Origin of the sequence: Microbacterium sp. IEGM 1404, from assembly GCF_030056775.1 — a bacterium.
Classification (GTDB): Bacteria; Actinomycetota; Actinomycetes; order Actinomycetales; family Microbacteriaceae; genus Microbacterium.
Map to the genome: position 1 here is coordinate 889,467 of NZ_JASHKP010000002.1, position 17,809 is coordinate 907,275.

At 71.1% G+C, this 17,809-nt stretch carries 13 protein-coding genes; 4 read left to right on the forward strand and 9 right to left on the reverse strand.

Translation table 11 applies throughout. The features are described 5' to 3' along the window. Positions 1–27: 27 nt before the first annotated feature. Positions 28–1,797 carry a glycoside hydrolase family 15 protein gene (locus QM517_RS09850; protein WP_283287067.1) on the reverse strand — a complete coding sequence of 590 codons (1,770 nt, stop codon included), beginning with the start codon at positions 1,795–1,797 and terminating at the stop codon, positions 28–30. A gap of 114 nt (positions 1,798–1,911) precedes the next feature. On the opposite strand from QM517_RS09850, the gene QM517_RS09855 reads away from it, so the two are divergent. Then, positions 1,912–3,279, forward strand: coding sequence for a glucose-6-phosphate dehydrogenase (locus QM517_RS09855; protein WP_283287068.1), 1,368 nt, complete (start codon positions 1,912–1,914; stop codon positions 3,277–3,279). A 98-nt stretch (positions 3,280–3,377) separates the two neighbouring features. Continuing rightward, positions 3,378–3,962, forward strand: coding sequence for a nitroreductase family protein (locus tag QM517_RS09860; protein WP_077051263.1), 585 nt, complete (start codon positions 3,378–3,380; stop codon positions 3,960–3,962). Positions 3,963–4,116: 154 nt separating this feature from the next. On the opposite strand, the gene QM517_RS09865 is transcribed toward QM517_RS09860, so the two are convergent. The 3 genes from QM517_RS09865 to QM517_RS09875 all read right to left on the reverse strand — a co-directional run bounded on the left by QM517_RS09865 (position 4,117) and on the right by QM517_RS09875 (position 8,462). Continuing rightward, a complete protein-coding gene (locus QM517_RS09865; RefSeq protein WP_283287069.1) occupies positions 4,117–5,409 on the reverse strand; it encodes a cation:proton antiporter domain-containing protein in 1,293 nt (430 codons plus the stop codon). Between the two features lie 13 nt (positions 5,410–5,422). Next, positions 5,423–5,890, reverse strand: coding sequence for a ribonuclease E activity regulator RraA (gene rraA / locus QM517_RS09870; RefSeq protein WP_283287070.1), 468 nt, complete (start codon positions 5,888–5,890; stop codon positions 5,423–5,425). Positions 5,891–6,260: 370 nt separating this feature from the next. Next, positions 6,261–8,462 (reverse strand): ATP-dependent Clp protease ATP-binding subunit, encoded by a 2,202-nt coding sequence (locus QM517_RS09875; protein ID WP_303655471.1) that lies wholly within the window; start codon positions 8,460–8,462, stop codon positions 6,261–6,263. Between the two features lie 128 nt (positions 8,463–8,590). Here QM517_RS09875 and QM517_RS09880 point away from each other — a divergent pair, with 128 nt between their 5' ends. Beyond that, positions 8,591–9,967 carry a DUF2252 domain-containing protein gene (locus QM517_RS09880; protein WP_283287071.1) on the forward strand — a complete coding sequence of 459 codons (1,377 nt, stop codon included), beginning with the start codon at positions 8,591–8,593 and terminating at the stop codon, positions 9,965–9,967. Between the two features lie 20 nt (positions 9,968–9,987). On the opposite strand, the gene QM517_RS09885 is transcribed toward QM517_RS09880, so the two are convergent. Beyond that, positions 9,988–10,974 carry a GlxA family transcriptional regulator gene (locus tag QM517_RS09885; RefSeq protein WP_283287072.1) on the reverse strand — a complete coding sequence of 329 codons (987 nt, stop codon included), beginning with the start codon at positions 10,972–10,974 and terminating at the stop codon, positions 9,988–9,990. Positions 10,975–11,059: 85 nt separating this feature from the next. Between QM517_RS09885 and QM517_RS09890 the strand changes: the two genes are divergently transcribed. Then, complete coding sequence (locus QM517_RS09890; protein WP_283287073.1) at positions 11,060–11,335, forward strand: hypothetical protein; 276 nt, start codon at positions 11,060–11,062, stop codon at positions 11,333–11,335. On the opposite strand, the gene QM517_RS09895 is transcribed toward QM517_RS09890, so the two are convergent. The 4 genes from QM517_RS09895 to QM517_RS09910 form a co-directional block, all read right to left on the reverse strand. After that, complete coding sequence (locus QM517_RS09895; RefSeq protein ID WP_283287074.1) at positions 11,308–12,540, reverse strand: glycosyltransferase family 4 protein; 1,233 nt, start codon at positions 12,538–12,540, stop codon at positions 11,308–11,310. The genes QM517_RS09890 and QM517_RS09895 overlap by 28 nt on opposite strands. Before the next feature lie 4 nt (positions 12,541–12,544). Next, positions 12,545–13,753 carry a glycosyltransferase gene (locus tag QM517_RS09900; RefSeq protein WP_283287075.1) on the reverse strand — a complete coding sequence of 403 codons (1,209 nt, stop codon included), beginning with the start codon at positions 13,751–13,753 and terminating at the stop codon, positions 12,545–12,547. A 233-nt stretch (positions 13,754–13,986) separates the two neighbouring features. Beyond that, the gene (locus QM517_RS09905) at positions 13,987–16,011 is read right to left on the reverse strand and encodes an ABC transporter ATP-binding protein (RefSeq protein WP_283287076.1); all 2,025 of its coding nucleotides are present in this window, start codon (positions 16,009–16,011) and stop codon (positions 13,987–13,989) included. Next, positions 16,008–17,735: an ABC transporter ATP-binding protein gene (locus tag QM517_RS09910; protein WP_283287317.1), complete on the reverse strand. Its 1,728-nt coding sequence runs from the start codon at positions 17,733–17,735 to the stop codon at positions 16,008–16,010. Before QM517_RS09910 ends, QM517_RS09905 begins: the two co-directional genes overlap by 4 nt. Between the last annotated feature and the right edge of the window lie 74 nt (positions 17,736–17,809).

A 17,809-nucleotide genomic window follows, 5' to 3' on the forward strand; every position in this document is an offset into this window, starting at 1 on the left:
ACCGCCCGGGGGCGGGTGGGGCGGTCGTCAGCGAGCCGTGGCGCCCAGGGCGTCGGCGGCCCCCACGAGGGCGAGGTGCGAGAGCGCCTGCGGGGTGTTGCCGGCCTGCCGCCCGCCGCGCGGGTCGTACTCCTCGGACAACAGGCCGACGTCGTTGGCGACCGCGGTCAGCCGCCGCATCAGTGCGACGGCATCGTCGCGGCGACCCGTGCGCGCGTACTGGCCGACGAGCCAGAACGAGCACGCGAGGAACGGGTGCTCGTCTCCCGCGAGTCCGTCGACACCCGTGGTGCGGTACCGCAGGAGCCAGCCGTCGGGCATGAGCGTCTGCTCCATACGCTCGACCGTGGCGAGCATGCGCGGGTCGTCGTAGGCGCAGAACCCGACCTGGGGCAGGATCAGCAGCGATGCGTCGACCTCGTCGGTGTCGGCGTGCTGCGTGAACCAGCCGCCGGCGTGCACGCCGTGCGCGTCGATATCGGCCCGCACGCGGTCGCGCAGCTGCCGCCACGTGTCGACCTCGCCGTCGAGTCCGTTCTCCTCGACCGCCCGGATGCCGCGATCGAACGCCGCCCACACCATCGCGCGGGAGTGGGTGAAGAAGTGCGGGTCTCCGCGCATCTCCCAGATGCCGTTGTCGGGACGGTCGACCCACTCCACGAGCTGGTCGAGCAGCGCGCGCTGCAACGCCCACGAGAACGTGGTCTCCGCCACACCCGCGGCGCGCGCGGCTTCGAGCGCGACCATGACCTCGCCGATCACGTCGGCCTGGTACTGGTCCACCGCCCCGTTGCCGATGCGGACGGGCCGCGCCCCGTCGTACCCGGGGAGGCTCGTGATCTCGCGCTCGGGGAGGTCGCGCTCCCCCGCGATGCCGTACATGATCTGCACGTCGGCGGGGTCTCCGGCGATCGCGCGCAGCAGCCACGTGCGCCAGCGGTGCGCGGCGTCGAGGTAGCCGTGGTCGATGTAGGCGACGAGAGTGAGGGCCGCGTCGCGCAGCCAGACGTAGCGGTAGTCCCAGTTGCGTCCGCCGCCGAAGGCCTCGGGGAGCGACGTGGTGGCCGCGGCGACGATGCCGCCCGTCTCGGCGTGCGTCAGCGCCCGGAGGACCAGGAGCGAACGCGTGACGAGGTCCGCGTGCTCGCCGGCCGCCTGCACGCGTTCCGCCCATGAGGCCCACCATTCAATGGTGCGTTTCAGGGTGGCATCCACGTCGATCGGGGCGGGCGGCTCCTGCCACGACGGCCCCCACGACAGCACCGAGTCGACGCTCTCGCCCGCGACGGTGGTCCACAGGGCGCGGTGCGCGGTGTCGACCGCGATCAGGCGCGGACCGCGGAGCACCACGGCATCCGGGCCCGCCACCGCGAGGATCGCGTGCTCGCGACCGGTGCCGATCTGCCGCACCCACGGCACCGCACGGGCGTAGTCGAACCGGAAGCGCACCTCGCTGACGAAGTCGACTTCGCCCGAGATCCCGACGACGCGACGCACCACGGCCTCGACGCCCTCGTCGATGGGCATCGCATCGTGCACTTCGGCGACCCCGGTCGGCGTCTCCCAGCGCGTGACCAGCACGAACGTGTCGGCGTCGTAGTGGCGGGTGACCGTGGCATCCGGATCGCTCGGACGCAACGACCACGCCCCGTGCGACTCGTCACCCAGGAGCGCTCCGAACATCGATCCGCTGTCATACCGGGGCAGGCAGAGCCAGTCGATGCTCCCCCAGCGGGACACCAGGGCGGCGGATCGACAGTTGCTGAGGACGGCGTAGTCCTCGATCGCGGTGCTCACCCTCGTGATTGTGGCAGGGGATGCCGACACCGTGGCCGTGCATCTCGATAGTGGCATCCGTGGGCCGGCTGCAAGCGACCCGTCGGTGTCGGACCGGGACGCTACGGTGGCCCCATGCCGGCGGACACCACCCTCATCATCCTGGGCGCTTCGGGCGACCTCACCTCGCGTCTCCTGCTGCCCGCCCTCGGGCAGCTGCTCACGCGCGAGCCGAACCGCTCGGTGCGGCTGCACGGCGCGGGCATGGAGGACTGGACCGACGAGAAGTGGCGCGACACCGTGCGCGCCTCGTTCGCGACGATGGGCGCCGAGAAGGCCTTCGACAAGGTCGCCGAGACCACCTACAGCCAGGCCGACATCACGAAGGCGTCCGATCTGCAGGAGCTCCTGGATGCCGCGGAGGGCCGGCCGGCGCTGTACTTCGCCGTCCCGCCGGCCGTCGCCGAGAAGGCGTGCGTGGCACTGGCTGACGTGACCATCCCCGAGGGCACGATCCTCGCGCTCGAGAAGCCGTTCGGCACCGACGAGGCCAGCGCCCACGCGCTCAACCAGCAGGTCGCGAAGCTCGTCCCCGAGAACCAGGTGTTCCGCATCGACCACTTCCTCGGCCGGTCGACGGTGCTCAACCTCCTCGGCGTCCGCTTCGCCAACCGGCTCATCGAGAGCGTGTGGTCGGCCGACGACATCGCCGCGATCACGGTCGACTTCCCCGAAAAGCTCGGGCTCGAGGGCCGCGCGGGGTACTACGACCACGCCGGCGCCCTCGTCGACATGATCCAGAGCCACCTGCTGCAGGTCATGGCGTTCGTGACGATGGAGCCGCCGTCCTCCCTCGACCAGCTCGACCTCCGGGATGCCACCTCCGCGGTGCTGCGCGCGACCCACGTGTGGGGCGACGACCCGGTGAAGAGCTCCCGCCGCGCCCGGTACACCGAGGGCACGATCGGCGACCGCCACTTCACGTCGTACGCCGACGAGCCCGGCGTTGACCCCGCGCGGCAGACCGAGACCCTCGCCGAGATGACGGTCGAGGTGCGCACCGCGCGCTGGCAGGGCGTGCCGATCGTGCTGCGGTCGGGCAAGGCCCTGGGCCCGGATGCCGGCGACCCGGCGGTGACGGTGACCTTCAAGCCCGTGCGGCACCTGCCCGACGGGTTCGTCGGCGAGAGCGACCCTTCCGTGCTCACGTTCTCGCTCGGCCCCGACACGATGAGCCTCGGCCTGAACGTCAACGGCGCCGACGACCCGCTCGAGCTCGAGCGCGTGACCCTCGCGGCCGACCTCGGCGAAGGCGGCCTGAAGGCGTACGGCGAGGTGCTCTCCGGCATCCTGGACGGCGACGCCATGCTCGCCGTGCGCGGCGACGCCGCCGAGCAGTGCTGGCGCATCGTGCAGCCGGTCATCGACGCGTGGCGTGCCGGACAGGTGCCGCTCGACGAGTACCCGGCGGGCACGGCCGGACCGGCGTCCTGGGGGCTGTGACTTTCTCCGTCACACGGGAACATCCGGCGGCTGGACCGCGTTCCATGGATCGGGTCGACGGAGCCCCGGCATCGTTCTCACCCCCGAGGAGTACCCCCATGTCCCACGTTCTCGACCGCACCGCGCAGACCGACGTCCCGATCCTCGACGTCCTGGCCGAGCGCTGGAGCACCCGCGTCTTCGACGCCGACGCCCCCATCGACGAAGAGGCACTGCGCGCCGCCCTCGAGGCCGCCCGCTGGTCACCCTCGGCCAACAACACCCAGCCGTGGCGCTTCCTGCTCGCCCGTCGCGGGACCGAAGCGCACGCGAAGGTCGTCGAGTCGCTCGTCGGGTTCAACCAGGGCTGGGCTCCGTCCGCCGGCGCGCTGCTCGTCGTCCTCGCCGAGACCGTCGACGACGAGGGCAATGCCCGCCCCTGGGCCGTCTACGACGCCGGCCAGTCCGCCGCGTTCTTCACGGTCGAGGCTCACGCCCGCGGCCTCGCCACCCACACCATGGGCGGCTTCTCCCCCGACGACCTGCGCGCCGCGTTCGACATCGACGCCCGCTTCACGCCCGTGACCGTGATCGCGGTCGGCGCCTTCGGAGACCCGGATGCCGCCGACGAGGCCGTCCGCGCCCGTGAGTCCGCGCCCCGCACGCGCCGTCCCCTCGCCGAGTCGCTGCTGCTCGACGCCTGACGCCCCGCCGGTCCCCGGCATCCCTCCGCCCCCGTACCCGCACTCGCGGCACGGGGGCGGAGGCGTCTGCGGCGGGTCCTGGGTGGAGCCACATCACGTGATCTGGGCGAGGCCACCCGCCGTGGCGCGCACACGCCGGGTCACCTCGGCGACATCACGTGATCTGGCGCCCCGACGCCTCGGGAAGCAACCGCCGCACCGCGAACGGGGTCACCACCCCGTGGAACAGGATGCTGAGCACCACCGTGAACACCATGGTCGACAGCACGACGTCGCCCGTGTCCTCGGGGAGGCGGTTGTACGCGAGGAGCCCGAACACGATGGTCGCCGTCCCACGCGGACCGACGAACCCGATCAGCGCGCGGTCGCGCCACGAGATCGGCGAGCGCAGCAGGGCGATGCCGACCGGGATCGCCCGCAGCACCGTGACCGCGAGCGCCGCGAAGATCACCACGCGCAGATCGACGCCGTTGAGGATCACGACCGTCAGCACCGCCCCCATGACGAACCAGATGATGTTGGCCGCGAGGGTCCCCGCCTCCTCGACGAGGAGCGTCTCGGCATGGGGGACGTTGCGCCCCTCGAGGTCCTTCGCGCGCGTGAGTCGATAGACGATGCCCGCCACGAACGCGGCGACGAAACCGTTCGCGGCGACGTCGCTGAGGGTTGCGATCCCGTAGGCGAGCAGCGGTGTCAGGAGCATGACGTACCGGATGCCACTGGCATCCGCCCATCTGCGCGCCACGGTCCAGCGGGCGAGGATGCCGATCGCACCACCGACGGCCCCGCCGATCACGATCGCCGCGATCGTGGCGGGGGCCGCACCGAAGAAGGCGTCGAACATGTCCTCGAGGTTCTTCACGAGCTCGGGCTGCGCGTCGAGGTCGGCTCCCGACTCGGCGGCGTCGAGGAGCGCGGGGAGCGCGACGGCCGCCGCGAGGAACACGCCGAAGATCGGCGACACGAGGCCGTCGTTGTAGCCGCTCTCGACGGTGAGGATCCGCCGGACGCGCTCGGGGATGCGCGGTGAGCGCAGCAGCATCGCCGCGGGGGCGAAGTCCGTGGGCATCACGACGCACGCGATCACCACGAGGACGAGGACGTTCACATCGGGCAGCAGCGCGAACCCCGCGAGCACGGCGAGGATCAGCGCGAGCGGCAGGGCGATCAGCACGAGCCGCGCGAGCGCACGCCCCACCCCGCCGAACACGCCGCCGCGGACGTCGCACGCGTCGACGAAGAGCAGCACCGCCAGCACGAGTTCGACGACGCGCTCGGCCTCCGGCCCCGCCAGAGCCGACGAGAAGCCATCCGGGTCGGCGAAGACCAGCACCGCCCCGGCCAGCGCGAGGAACGCGGGGCCCAGCGCACCGATTCGTTCGAAGCGGTGCGCGACCAGCGACCACAGCAGGATGACGGCGATGCCGACGAGGAAGAAGACGGGCACCGGATGCCGCGTCTCAGCGCTCGACGAGCACGCCGTCGGCGTCGGCCCAGACGTGCCGACCGGGGGTGAAGACGACGCCCGCGATCGTCACGGGCACGTCGATCTCGCCGACGCCGTCCTTCGCGCTCTTGCGCGGATTCGAACCGAGCGCCTTCACACCGAGGGGCAGCCCGGCCAAGGCGGCGCGGTCGCGGATCGCGCCGTTCACGATGATCCCCGCCCAGCCGTTCTCGACGGCGGACGCGGCGATGAGGTCGCCGACCAGCGCCGACTCGAGCGAACCGCCGCCGTCGATCACCAGCACCGCACCCTCGCCCGGCGTGGCCAGGACCTGCTTGACCAGGGCGTTGTCGCGGTGGCATAGCACCGTGCGGATCGGGCCCGCGAACGCGACGCGGCCACCGAGGTCGAGCAGCTGCAGCGCGAGCGAGTCGAGGTCTTCACAGCGCTCGTCGTAGAGGTCGGCCGTCGCGATCGTCATGCGGCCAGGGTAGCGGCGGGCGGGGGTCCGGGGCGCCGCGGCATCCCCCGCGACGCCGGCTCCCGGCATCCCGCGCGGCGCCGGCTCCCGGCATCCACCCGACGCGACGCCGGCTCCCGGCCTCCCACCCCACGCGCCACCGGCTCCCGGCATCCACCCCACGCATAAACGCGATCCACGACGAGAAACACGGGGAGAGCGCGTTTCTACGCGTGGATCGCGTTTATGCCGGAGCCGGGGGCCGAAGCCGGGGGACCGAGCCGGGCGCCGAAGCCGGGTGCCGAGCGGGAGCCCGGGGCCGGGAGCCGAAGCCGGGGACCGAGCCGGAGCCGGAGCCGAAGCCCGGGGGCCCGGGGACCCGACTACCGGGTTACTCGATGATCTCGGCCTCGATCACGTCGTCGTCGTCGGACACGGGGTCGGCGGCGGGACCGGCGCTGGCCAGCACCAGCGACTCGCCGTCGCTCGCGACATCGACCTTCACCAGGTCGCCGTCGTGCACCCCGCCGGCGAGGATCGCCATCGCGAGGCGGTCCTGCACCTCGGACTGGATCAGGCGGCGGAGCGGACGCGCGCCGTACACCGGGTCGTATCCGCGCTCGGCGAGCCACGACCGGGCGTCGGGCGTGACCGCGAGCGTCAGGCGACGTTCGCGGAGCCGCTTGTGCAGCGCGTCGACCGCGAGCTCCACGATCTGGGCGAGGTCGTCCTCGGTGAGCGCCTGGAAGATCACGATGTCGTCGAGACGGTTCACGAACTCGGGCTTGAACGCCTGGCGCACCAGTGCCTGCACCTGCTCGCGCTTGGTCTCGATCGACAGCGTCGGGTCGATGAGGATCGGCGAGCCGAGGTTCGACGTCAGGATCAGGATGACGTTGGTGAAATCGACCGTGCGGCCCTGGCCGTCGGTCAACCGGCCGTCGTCCATCACCTGCAGCAGGATGTCGAACACCTCGGGGTGCGCCTTCTCGACCTCGTCGAGCAGCACGACGCTGTACGGGCGCCGACGCACGGCCTCGGTCAGCTGACCGCCCTGCTCGTAGCCGATGTACCCCGGAGGGGCACCGACGAGCCGCGCGACGGAGTGCTTCTCGCCGTACTCCGACATGTCGATGCGCACCATGGCGTGCTCGTCGTCGAAGAGGAAGTCGGCGAGCGCCTTCGCGAGCTCGGTCTTGCCGACGCCCGTGGGGCCGAGGAACAGGAACGAGCCGACCGGGCGGTTCGGGTCGCTGATGCCGGCGCGCGAGCGCCGCACCGCGTCGGACACCGCCTTCACGGCATCCTTCTGCCCGATCAGGCGCTTGCCGAGCTCGCGCTCGAGGTGGAGCAGCTTCTCGGTCTCGCCCTGCAGGAGACGACCGACGGGGATGCCGGTCCACGCCGCGATGACCGCCGCGATGTCTTCGTCGGTGACCTGCTCGTTGACCATGCGGTCGCCCGCGGGCTCCTCGCGCTCGGCGGTCATCAGCTCGCGCTCGAGCGCCGGGATGTCGGCGTACAGCAGGCGCGACGCGCGCTCCAGGTTGCCCTCGCGCTGCGCGCGCTCGGCATCCACGCGGGCGGCGTCGAGACGCGTCTTCAGGTCGCCGACGCGGTTGAGCGACGCGCGCTCGCGCTCCCAGCGGGCCTGCAGCTCGTCGAGCTTCGCCTGCTCGGCCGCGAGGGTCTCGCGGAGGGTCGCCAGGCGCTCCTTCGAGGCGGCGTCCTTCTCTTTCTTCAGCGCGAGCTCTTCGAGCTTGAGGCGGTCGACGTGGCGACGCAGCTCGTCGATCTCGAGCGGGGCCGAGTCGATCTCCATGCGCAGGCGCGACGCGGCTTCGTCGATGAGGTCGATGGCCTTGTCGGGCAGCTGCCGTGACGGGATGTAGCGGTTGGACAGGGATGCCGCGGCCACCAGAGCCGCGTCGGCGATCGCGACCTTGTGGTGCGCCTCGTACCGCTCCTTGAGGCCGCGGAGGATGGCGATCGTGTCTTCGACGCTGGGCTCGCCGACGTACACCTGCTGGAAGCGGCGTTCGAGGGCGGCATCCTTCTCGATGAACTCGCGGTACTCGTCGAGGGTGGTCGCACCGATCAGGCGCAGTTCTCCGCGGGCGAGCATGGGCTTGAGCATGTTGGATGCCGCGACGGAGCCCTCGCCGCCACCCGCGCCCATGAGCACGTGCAGCTCGTCGATGAAGGTGATGATGCGACCGTCGGACTCGGTGATCTCTTTGAGGACGCTCTTCAGGCGCTCCTCGAACTGGCCGCGGTACATCGCACCGGCGACGAGCGCCGAGATGTCCAGGGCGACGAGCTCTTTGTTCTTGAGGCTCTCGGCGACGTCGCCCGCGACGATGCGCTGAGCGAGCCCCTCGACGACGGCGGTCTTGCCGACGCCGGGTTCGCCGATGAGGACGGGGTTGTTCTTCGTGCGTCGCGTGAGCACCTGGCTGACCCGGCGGATCTCGCTGTCGCGCCCGATGACGGGGTCGAGCTTGCCCTGCCGGGCCCGGTCGGTGAGGTTGATGCCGAACTGCTCGAGGGCGCTCCGCGCGTCCCCCTGTCCGGGCTGTTGTGTGGCGTTCATGGTGTCTCCTGGAAATCTTTCGCAAACTTGAGTTGCGTTGACTCAAGTTTAGCAGCGGCCGGTCGGAAGGGCAATGGATGCCGGGACACCCACCACCGCTGCGGCATCGGCGGGTCTATGGTGAGCGCGTGAGCACAGGTACGGCCACCGCGCCCCGCCCCGACATCCCGTGGAACCCGCCGCCCTCGTCGACCGAGCGCCGCGCTCAGGGTCGCGAGATGCGGAAGCGATTGCCGCGGCGCGATCTCGCACGCCTCACCGTCGAGGGCCGCGATCCGCTCGGCATCCTGGATGCGCAGAATGCGACCCGCATCCCCGAACTCGTGCCGTTGCGCATCGAGCGGATGTCGGCGAACCCGTTCGCCTTCTACCGCGGCTCCGCGGCCGTCATGGCCGCCGACCTCGCGCGCGACCCGTCCACCCCGTTCCACGTCGCCTCGTGCGGCGACGCCCACGTGGCGAACTTCGGCTTCTACGCCTCACCGCAGCGCACCCTCGTCTTCGACCTCAACGACTTCGACGAGGCGGCCTGGGCGCCGTGGGAATGGGACCTCAAGAGGCTCCTCACCAGCGTCGTCCTCGCCGGCGCGGAGACCGGACGCGACGAGTCCGTCGTCCGGGATGCCGTCGAGGCGACGGTCGGCTCCTACATCCGCGCGATCCGCGCGCTGGCGCAGCGCGACCCGATCGAGCGCTACTTCGAGCACTTCGGGCCGCGGGACGTCCTCGACTCGCTGGACCGCGCGTCCCGTTCCGTGCTGAAGAACGCCATGGCCGATGCGGAACGGCGGACCGGCGCCCGCGCCGTCCGCCGCCTCACCACCGACGTGGGGGCGGGACGCCTCGCGTTCGTGCGCCAGCCGCCGCTCATGACCCCCGTCGACTCGGAGCTCGCCGCGCGCGTCCTCGCCGTCGACGGCGCCTACCGGACGTCGGCGAACGTCGACGTGCGCCTGACCCTCGAGCAGTACAGCATCACCGACGTCGCGCGTCGCGTGGTGGGCGTGGGCAGCGTCGGAACCCGCTGCTACCTCCTGCTCCTGCAGGACGGGGACGCTCACGCCTTCGTCCTCCAGGGGAAGCAGGCCGGCGCCAGCGTGCTGCAGCAGTTCGGCGGCATCCGTCAGCCGGAATCGCTGGTCGCGCTCATCGCGTCCGACGGGGAGGGGGCGCGGGTCGTGTCGCTGCAGCGCGTTCTCCAGGGCGTGTCCGACCCGTTCCTCGGGCACGTCCGGGGCGCCGAGGCCGACTACTACGTGCGCCAGTTCCACGACATGAAGGGCGGCATCGAGATGGTGGAGCTCGCCGACCAGCCGTTCCGCCGATACGCCCAGGCGTGCGGGGTCACCCTGGCACGCGCGCACGCACAGTCTCCGGATGCCGCCGCCGTGGCGGGCTACGTCGGCTCCGGTCGCGCGGTGACCGAGGCACTGGCGTCCTGGGCGTTCGCGTACGCCGACGTGTCGCGCGCGGACCACGCCGCGTTCGTCGCCGCGCACGCCTGAGGCGGGGCGGTCCGGCGAGCTCAGGCCGGAACCGCCTCCCGGGGCACGGCCACGTCGTCGGAGCACGAGAAGCGGGCGCGGTAAGCGGTGGGGGTGAGCCCCATCGTGCGGGCGAAGTTCTGCCGCAGCACCGCCGCCGAGCCGAAGCCGCACTCCGACGCGATGCGATCGATGCCGAGGTCGGTCTCCTCGAGGAGCCGCTGGGCGTGCAGCAGCCGCTGCCGCGCCAACCACGCGGCCGGCGTCGCACCGAAGTCGGCCTTGAAGCGGCGCGCGAACGTCCGCGGCGACATGTGCGCGCGGGCCGCGAGCCGCTCGACCGACAGGTCGGCGTGCAGGTTCTGCATCATCCACTCGGTGACGGGGGCGAGCGACAGCGACGTGTCGACCGGGATCGGGGCCGCGATGAACTGCGCCTGCCCGCCGTCGCGCTGCGGCGCGACGACCATCCGCCGGGCGATGCGGTTGGCGAGTTCGGCTCCCAGTTCCTGCCGGAGCAGGTGCAGGCATGCGTCGAGCCCCGCCGCGGTACCGGCGCTCGTGATGATGTTGCCCGACTGGACGTACAGCACGTCGGGGTCGACCTCGATCTCGGGATACATGCGGGCCATCGTGTGGGCGTAGCGCCAGTGGGTCGTGGCGCGACGCCCGTCGAGGACGCCCGCGGCGGCGAGGACGAACGAGCCGCTGCACACGCTCAGCAGCCACGCGCCGCGGGCGTCGGCGCGGCGCACGAGGTCGATCACGCGTTCGTCGACGTGCTCCCACTGCGCGCGGGGGATCGGGGCCAGGACGAGGATGTCGACGTCGTCGGCGGCGTCGAGACCATGCTCGACGTTGATGGAGAACCCGATGTTCGACGGGACCACGCCCGGGTCGGGGCTCACGATACGGAAGTCGAAGTTCGGGATGCCGTCATCGCTACGGTCGAGTCCGAACGCCTCGCACGCGAGGCCGAACTCGAACGGGGCGAAGCCGGGTTGGACGACGACGGCGACGGAACGCATGGATCCTCCGGGTGGCAGAAATACATCGAACGTCGTCCATCATGCCACTCGCAGGCATGATTCGTACAGACGTAGTTTCTCTGCCATGGCATACTTCATCGCTTTCGGCCTCCTCGCCCTGATCGGGATCGGCGCCTCCGTCTGGCTGATCCGCACCGACGGCTACCGCCACGTCCCCACCGACCCGCGCCGCCTCCCCGGCGGCAGCGAGCTCCGCGCACCGCGCGACAAAGCCGCAACGCCCGCCGCGTCCGCCGCAGCCGCGACCGGGGCCGCCGCACCCGAGGCCGCCGACGCGTCGCGGCGCGCGACCCCCGGCCGCGTCCAGCGCGCTCAGCGCGGCGCGACGGCCCGGGCGTAGACCTCGACCATCGCCGCCGTGCGCGACGACTGCCGGAACCGCTCCCCGATCGTCGGATCCACCGCGACCGGGGAGCCCGCGGCGATGTCGGCCGCCGCGCGGCGCAGAGTCTCGGCGAGCGCCGCGACCGTGGCATCCGCGACGCTCCAGACGCCCCCGCCGAGCTCCGCGGCGATGTCGGGGTCGCTGACGACGGCGGGAGTCCCGAGCGATGCGGCCTCGAACACCGTCATGCCCTGCGTCTCGAAGCCGATCGAGGTCTGCACGACGGCGTCCGCCGCGGCGAGACGCGCGAGCGTCCGGGCGTACGGCATCCTCCCCGCGAAGCGGATGGATGCCACCGGCCGCGTGCGCTCCACGAGGCGACGGGCCGCGCGCAGCTGCGCTCCCCCGCCGATGACCTCGACCTCGGCGTCGATGCCCGCTGCCGCCACGGCCTCGAGGAAGGGCAGAAGCCGCTTCTCCGGGCTCATGCGACCGATCCAGACGAACCGGGGGCGGCCGGGGCGGCGCTCGGTGGATCCCGCCGCGAGGGCGGCATCCAGGATGTCGTCGTCGATGCCGTTCCACACGACGTCGACGCGGGCCGTGTCCTCAGCGCCTCGGACGATGTCGCCGGGGACCGCGCCGTGCGCCTCGAGCCGCCGCGCGAAGTGCGCCGACGGCGCCGTGACCGCGGCCGACAACAGTGCGAGGCGGCGCAGGTAGGCCCAGCCGTCGGGCTCGTGCCGGGGTTCCCGGCCGCGCAGCGCGGGCCGAAGCGCCCGGCGCGCCCACGCGTTGAGCACCCGCATCACGAGCCCCGGGAACGGGGCGGTTGCCTCGATGCCGACGTCGACGCGGTTGTGCATCGTGTGCACGACCGGGAGCCCCTGCCGTGCCGCGTACCGGTGGCCGATGAACGCGCCCCAGAAATCCGCCTGCACGTGCACGACGTCGACGGGCGCGCGGCCGGCCAGCGCGGCATCCACGAGACGATCCGTCCGGCGACCCGGCCACGAGAGCGCGTACTCGCGGTCGAGGGTGACCGGGATCGACGGGAGGTCGACGTACGCGGTGTCGGTGGGGGCTCGGCGATGCATCCGAGGCGCGACGATCGTCACGGTGTGGCCTGCGCGCTCGAGGAACCGCCGCTGCAACCGCATCGACACCTGCGCACCGCCCAGCGACTCCACGTGCTGGTCGGCGAACATCACCACGTGCACGGGGTCACTCCGGAATCGGCCGTCCGCGGTAGAGCGCCTCGAACGTGTCGAGCGTGCGGCCGATGTCGTGGACCCGCACCCCGTCGAGCGACGCCTGCTGCATGCGGCGACGCTCGTCGGGCTCGGCGGTCAGCACGTCGGTGAGGCGCGCGGCGAGCTCGTCGGCGTCACCCGGCTCGAAGAGGTAGCCGTTCTCGCCGTCGTGCACGAGGTGCGGGAGGGCGACGGCGTTCGCCGCGACGATCGGCAGACCGGATGCCATCGCCTCCATCGTCGCGATCGACTGCAGTTCGGCGATCGAGGCGATCGCGAACACGCTCGCCCGCGTGTAGAGGGAGCGGAGGTCTTCCTCGGACGCGTGCCCGTGGAACGTCACCCGGTCGGCGACGCCGAGCTGTGCGGCGAGCTGCTCGAGGTTGCGGCGCTGGTCGCCGCCGCCGACGACGTCGAACGTGGCGTTCAGGGCCGGGTCGAGTTGCGCGAGCGCGCGCAGGACGACGTCGATGCCCTTCTCGCTCGTGAGGCGTCCGACGAAGAGGATGCGGTTCGCGTCGCGCGGCTCGAGGTCGGCGGTGTAGTTCGACCGGTCGATGCCGCACGAGACCGGGATGACGCCGTGGATGTCGATCGTCGACTCGAGGAAGTCCGCCGCACGGCGCGTGGGTGTGGTCACCGCGCGCGTGAGGGCGAACGTGCGCTTCGCGTCGGCCCAGGCGAGCTTGACGAAGATGCGGTCGAGGAAGTCGGGCAGCGTCGTGAAGTCGAGGATGTTCTCGGCCATCACGTGGTTCGTGGCGATGAGCGGGATGCCGCGCTTCTTGGCTTCGCGCGCGAGGCCGCGCCCGATGATGATGTGCGACTGGATGTGCACCACGTCGGGCTTCACGTCGTCGAGCACCCGTCGGGCGTAGTGCTTCGCCCGCCACGGCAGGACGAACGTCAGCCAGTCGTGCGGCAGGAAGCGCCACGACGGAAGACGGTGCATGGTCATCGGTTCGCCCTCGATGACCTCGGTGAACACACCGGTGTTGCGGTGCCCGTCGCTCGGCGCCATGACGTGGACGTCGTGTCCGCGCGCCACGAGACCGGCGGCGAGCCGCTCGGCGAAGCGCGCCGCGCCGTTGACGTGCGGGAGGAAGGTGTCGGCGCCGATCAGGACCCTGAGCGGGCGGTCGGGGGAGGGTGAGGGGGCGGGCGTCGCAGGAGTGGTCACGGGTGGTGAGGCCTATCTGTGCGGCGGAACGGGTCGCACGGTGCGGTGCATGCGCGTCACAACTGTACCCGAGCGGTTTTGGAGGACCCCGGATGCCGCCCGCGCGCGGGGGCCGTCGGCTGTCCGCACGTTCCCGTTCCGCGTTCCTCCGTTTGGGGCGGGTTCCTCCGTTTGGGGCGCGGGAATCTCGCCCCAAACGGCAGAACGCGCCCCAAACGCTGCGGGCGGCGGCGTCAGCCGCGCGCGGCGCTCGGGTCGAGCACGGGCGCGCCGTCGTCGGCCGCGCTCTCGAACTGCGACTGGTAGAGGCGCCAGTAAGCGCCGTGCGCGGAGATCAGTTCGTCGTGCGATCCCTGCTCGACGATGTCGCCGTGCTCCATCACGAGGATGAGGTCGGCGTCGCGGATGGTCGACAGGCGGTGCGCGATGACGAACGATGTGCGCCCCTCGCGGAGGGCCGCCATCGCCTGCTGCAGCAGCAGTTCCGTTCGCGTGTCGACCGACGACGTCGCTTCGTCGAGGATCAGCACGGACGGCCGCGCGACGAACGCGCGCGCGATCGTGATGAGCTGCTTCTCACCGGCCGAGACGTTCGCGGCATCCTCGTCGAGGACCGTGTCGTACCCCTCGGGCAGGGAGTGGACGAACTGGTCGACGCGCGTCGCGACGGCGGCCTCGACGATCTCTTCGTCGGTGGCCGACTCGCGCCCGTACCGGATGTTGTCGCGGATCGTGCCGGCGAACAGCCACGGATCCTGCAGCACCATGCCGGTGCGCGAGCGCACGTCGTCGCGGCGGAGGTCGGCGATGTCCTGCCCGTCGAGGAGGATGCGGCCTCCGTCGAGCTCGTAGAACCGCATGATGAGGTTCACGAGCGTCGTCTTGCCCGCGCCGGTCGGGCCGACGATCGCCACCGTCTGGCCGGGCTCGACGCGGAACGACAGGTCGCGGATGAGCGGCCGGTCGGGCGTGTACGAGAACCGCACCGACTGGAACTCGATGACACCGCGGCCCTCGACATGGGCCGGGGCGTCGTCGGCATCCGGGTCCTGCTCGTCGGCGTCGAGCAGCGCGAACACGCGCTCGGCCGAGGCGGTGCCCGACTGCACGACGGCGGCCATGCCGCCCAGCTGCGACAGCGGCTGAGTGAACTGCTGCGAGTACTGGATGAAGGCCTGCACGTCACCGAGGCGGATCTGGCCGCCCGCGACCATCAGGCCGCCCAGCACCGCGATGCCCACGTAGGTGAGGTTTCCGACGAACATCATGCCGGGCATGATCATGCCGGAGAGGAACTGCGCCTTGAAGCTCGCCTCGAACAGCTCGTCGTTCTCGACCTCGAACTTCTCGCGCGCGTCCTTCTCGCGGCCGTACACCTTCACGAGCGCGTGTCCCGAGAACGACTCCTCGATGCGGGCGTTGAGGCGGCCGACCTTCTTCCACTGCTCGCCGAAGGCCTTCTGCGACTGGGGTCCGATGACGCCGAAGATCACCGCCATGAGCGGCAGCGAGACGAGGGCGACGAGGGCCAGCTGCCACGAGATGCTGAACATCATGATGAGCACGCCGACCACCGTCAGCACCGAGGTGAGAGCGCTGGAGAGCGATTGCTGCATCGTCTGCGTGATGTTGTCGATGTCGTTGGTCACGCGCGAGATGAGCTCGCCGCGCTGCACCTTGTCGAAGTACGACAGCGGCAGGCGGTTGATCTTGGCCTCGACGTCTTCGCGCAGACGCCACATGGTGCGCACCATGATCACGTTGATGACGTAGCCCTGGATCCACGACAGCAGCGACGAGCCGACGTAGATCGCGAGGACGGTGACGATGACGATGCGGAGCGCGTCGAAGTCGACCCCGGCCCCGACCTGGAAGTTGTCCATGGCGGAGACGATGTTGGCGACGTCGCCCTGCCCGGCGGAGCGGAGCGCCTCGACGACGGTGTCCTTCGGGGTGCCCTCGGGAAAGCCCTGGGCCAGGGACTTCGAGACGACGCCCTCGAAGATGATGTTCGTGGCGTTGCCGAGGACGCGCGGGGCGAGCACCGCGAGCACCACGCCGATGGCCCCGAGGAACGAGACGAAGGCGAAGGCCCACGCGTAGGGCCGCAGCAGACCGATGAGACGGCGGAAGCTCGGGCCGAAGGCCGCGGCCTTGCCCGGTGCGACGCTGTTCCAGTCGCCGGAACCCTGGCGGGCCTGCTCGGCGAGTTCGAGCTCGGCGCGTTCTTCCTCGGTGAGGGCGTCGGGCGTGCTCATGCTTCCACCCCCAGCTGCGACTCGACGATCTCGCGGTACGTGGCACTGGTCTGGAGCAGCTCGTCGTGGCTGCCGAGCCCGACCATGCGCCCGTCTTCGAGCACCACGATGCGGTCGGCTCCGGTGATCGTCGAGACGCGCTGCGCGACGACGATCTTCGTCACGTCCGGCAGTTCCTCCCACAGGGCTCTGCGCAATCGCGCGTCGGTGGTGAGGTCGAGGGCCGAGAACGAGTCGTCGAAGACCAGGATGCGCGGGCGGTGCACGATCGCGCGGGCGATGGCCAGGCGCTGGCGCTGCCCGCCGGACACGTTCGTGCCGCCCTGGGCGATGCGGGCTTCGAGGCCGCCCTCCATCTCTTGCACGAAGTCGCGGCCCTGCGCGATCTCGAGCGCCCGCCACAGCTCGTCGTCGGTCGCCTCTTCCCGACCGAATCGCAGGTTCGAGGCGACCGTGCCGCTGAAGAGGAACGGACGCTGCGGCACGAGCCCGATGCCGCGCCACAGCTCGTCGAGGTCGGCCTCCCGCACGTCGACGCCGCCGACGCGCACGGAACCGTCGGTCACGTCGAACAGACGCGGGATGAGCGAGACGAGCGTCGTCTTCCCCGCCCCCGTGGATCCGACGATCGCGACGGTCTCGCCGGGAGCCGCAGTGAAGCTGATGCCCGAGACGACCGGCGACTCGGCCCCCGGGTACGCGAACGCCACGTCGTCGAAGACGACCTCGCCCGGAGCGGGGAAGGCTGCGACGGGGTTCTCGGGTCGACGGAGGGTGGAGGTGCTGTCGAGCACCTCGGTGATGCGCTCGGCCGAGACCGCGGCGCGCGGGATCATCACCGTCATGAAGCTGGCCATGAGCACGCCGCCGAGGATCTGGGCGACGTATTGGATGAAGGCGAAGAGCGTGCCGATCTCGACCCCGCCGGCGTCGACCTGGATGCCGCCGAACCAGATGACCCCGACCACGGTGACGTTCAGCACGAGCATCGCGAGCGGGAACAGCAGGACGAAGAGCGAGCCGACCTTGCGACCCACGACGAGGATGTCGGTGTTCGCTCCGCGGAAGCGCTCTTCTTCAATGCGCTCGCGCACGAACGCGCGCACCACGCGCACGCCGGTGAGCTGCTCGCGCATGATGCGGTTCACCGCGTCGAGCTTGGTCTGATAGCTCCGGAAGAGCGGCACCATCCGCGCGATGATCAGCGCGACCAGGACCAGCAGCACCGGCACCGCGACGCCGATCAGCCAGCTGAGGCCCACGTCTTGCTGCAGGGCCATGATGATGCCGCCGATCGCGAGGAGCGGGGCGCTGACGAGCATCGTCGCGCCCATCATCGCGAGCATCTGCACCTGCTGCACGTCGTTCGTGTTGCGCGTGATGAGCGATCCGGCACCGAACTGCGAGAGCTCCCGCTCCGAGAATCCGCTCACGCGCTCGAAGACGTCGCGACGGATGTCGCGCCCGGCGGCCATCGCCGCACGCGCGGCGAAGTACGTGGCGATGACGGATGCCGTGATCTGCCCGAGCGAGATGACGAGCATGATCGCGCCGCGCGACCAGATGTATCCGGTGTCGCCCTGGGCGACGCCGAGGTTGATGATGTCGGCGTTCAGGCGGGGCAGGTACAGCGTCGCGACAGCGGACGCGGCCTGGAACGCCAGGATGGCGACGAGGAGCCAGCGGTATCTCGAGAGATACCGGATGAGGAGCTTTCCGAGCACGACGTTCTCCGGGAGTCCGATCGGGGCGGCACGACCACCGCGGATCAAGAGTGGCACGAACCTCCGACATCGCG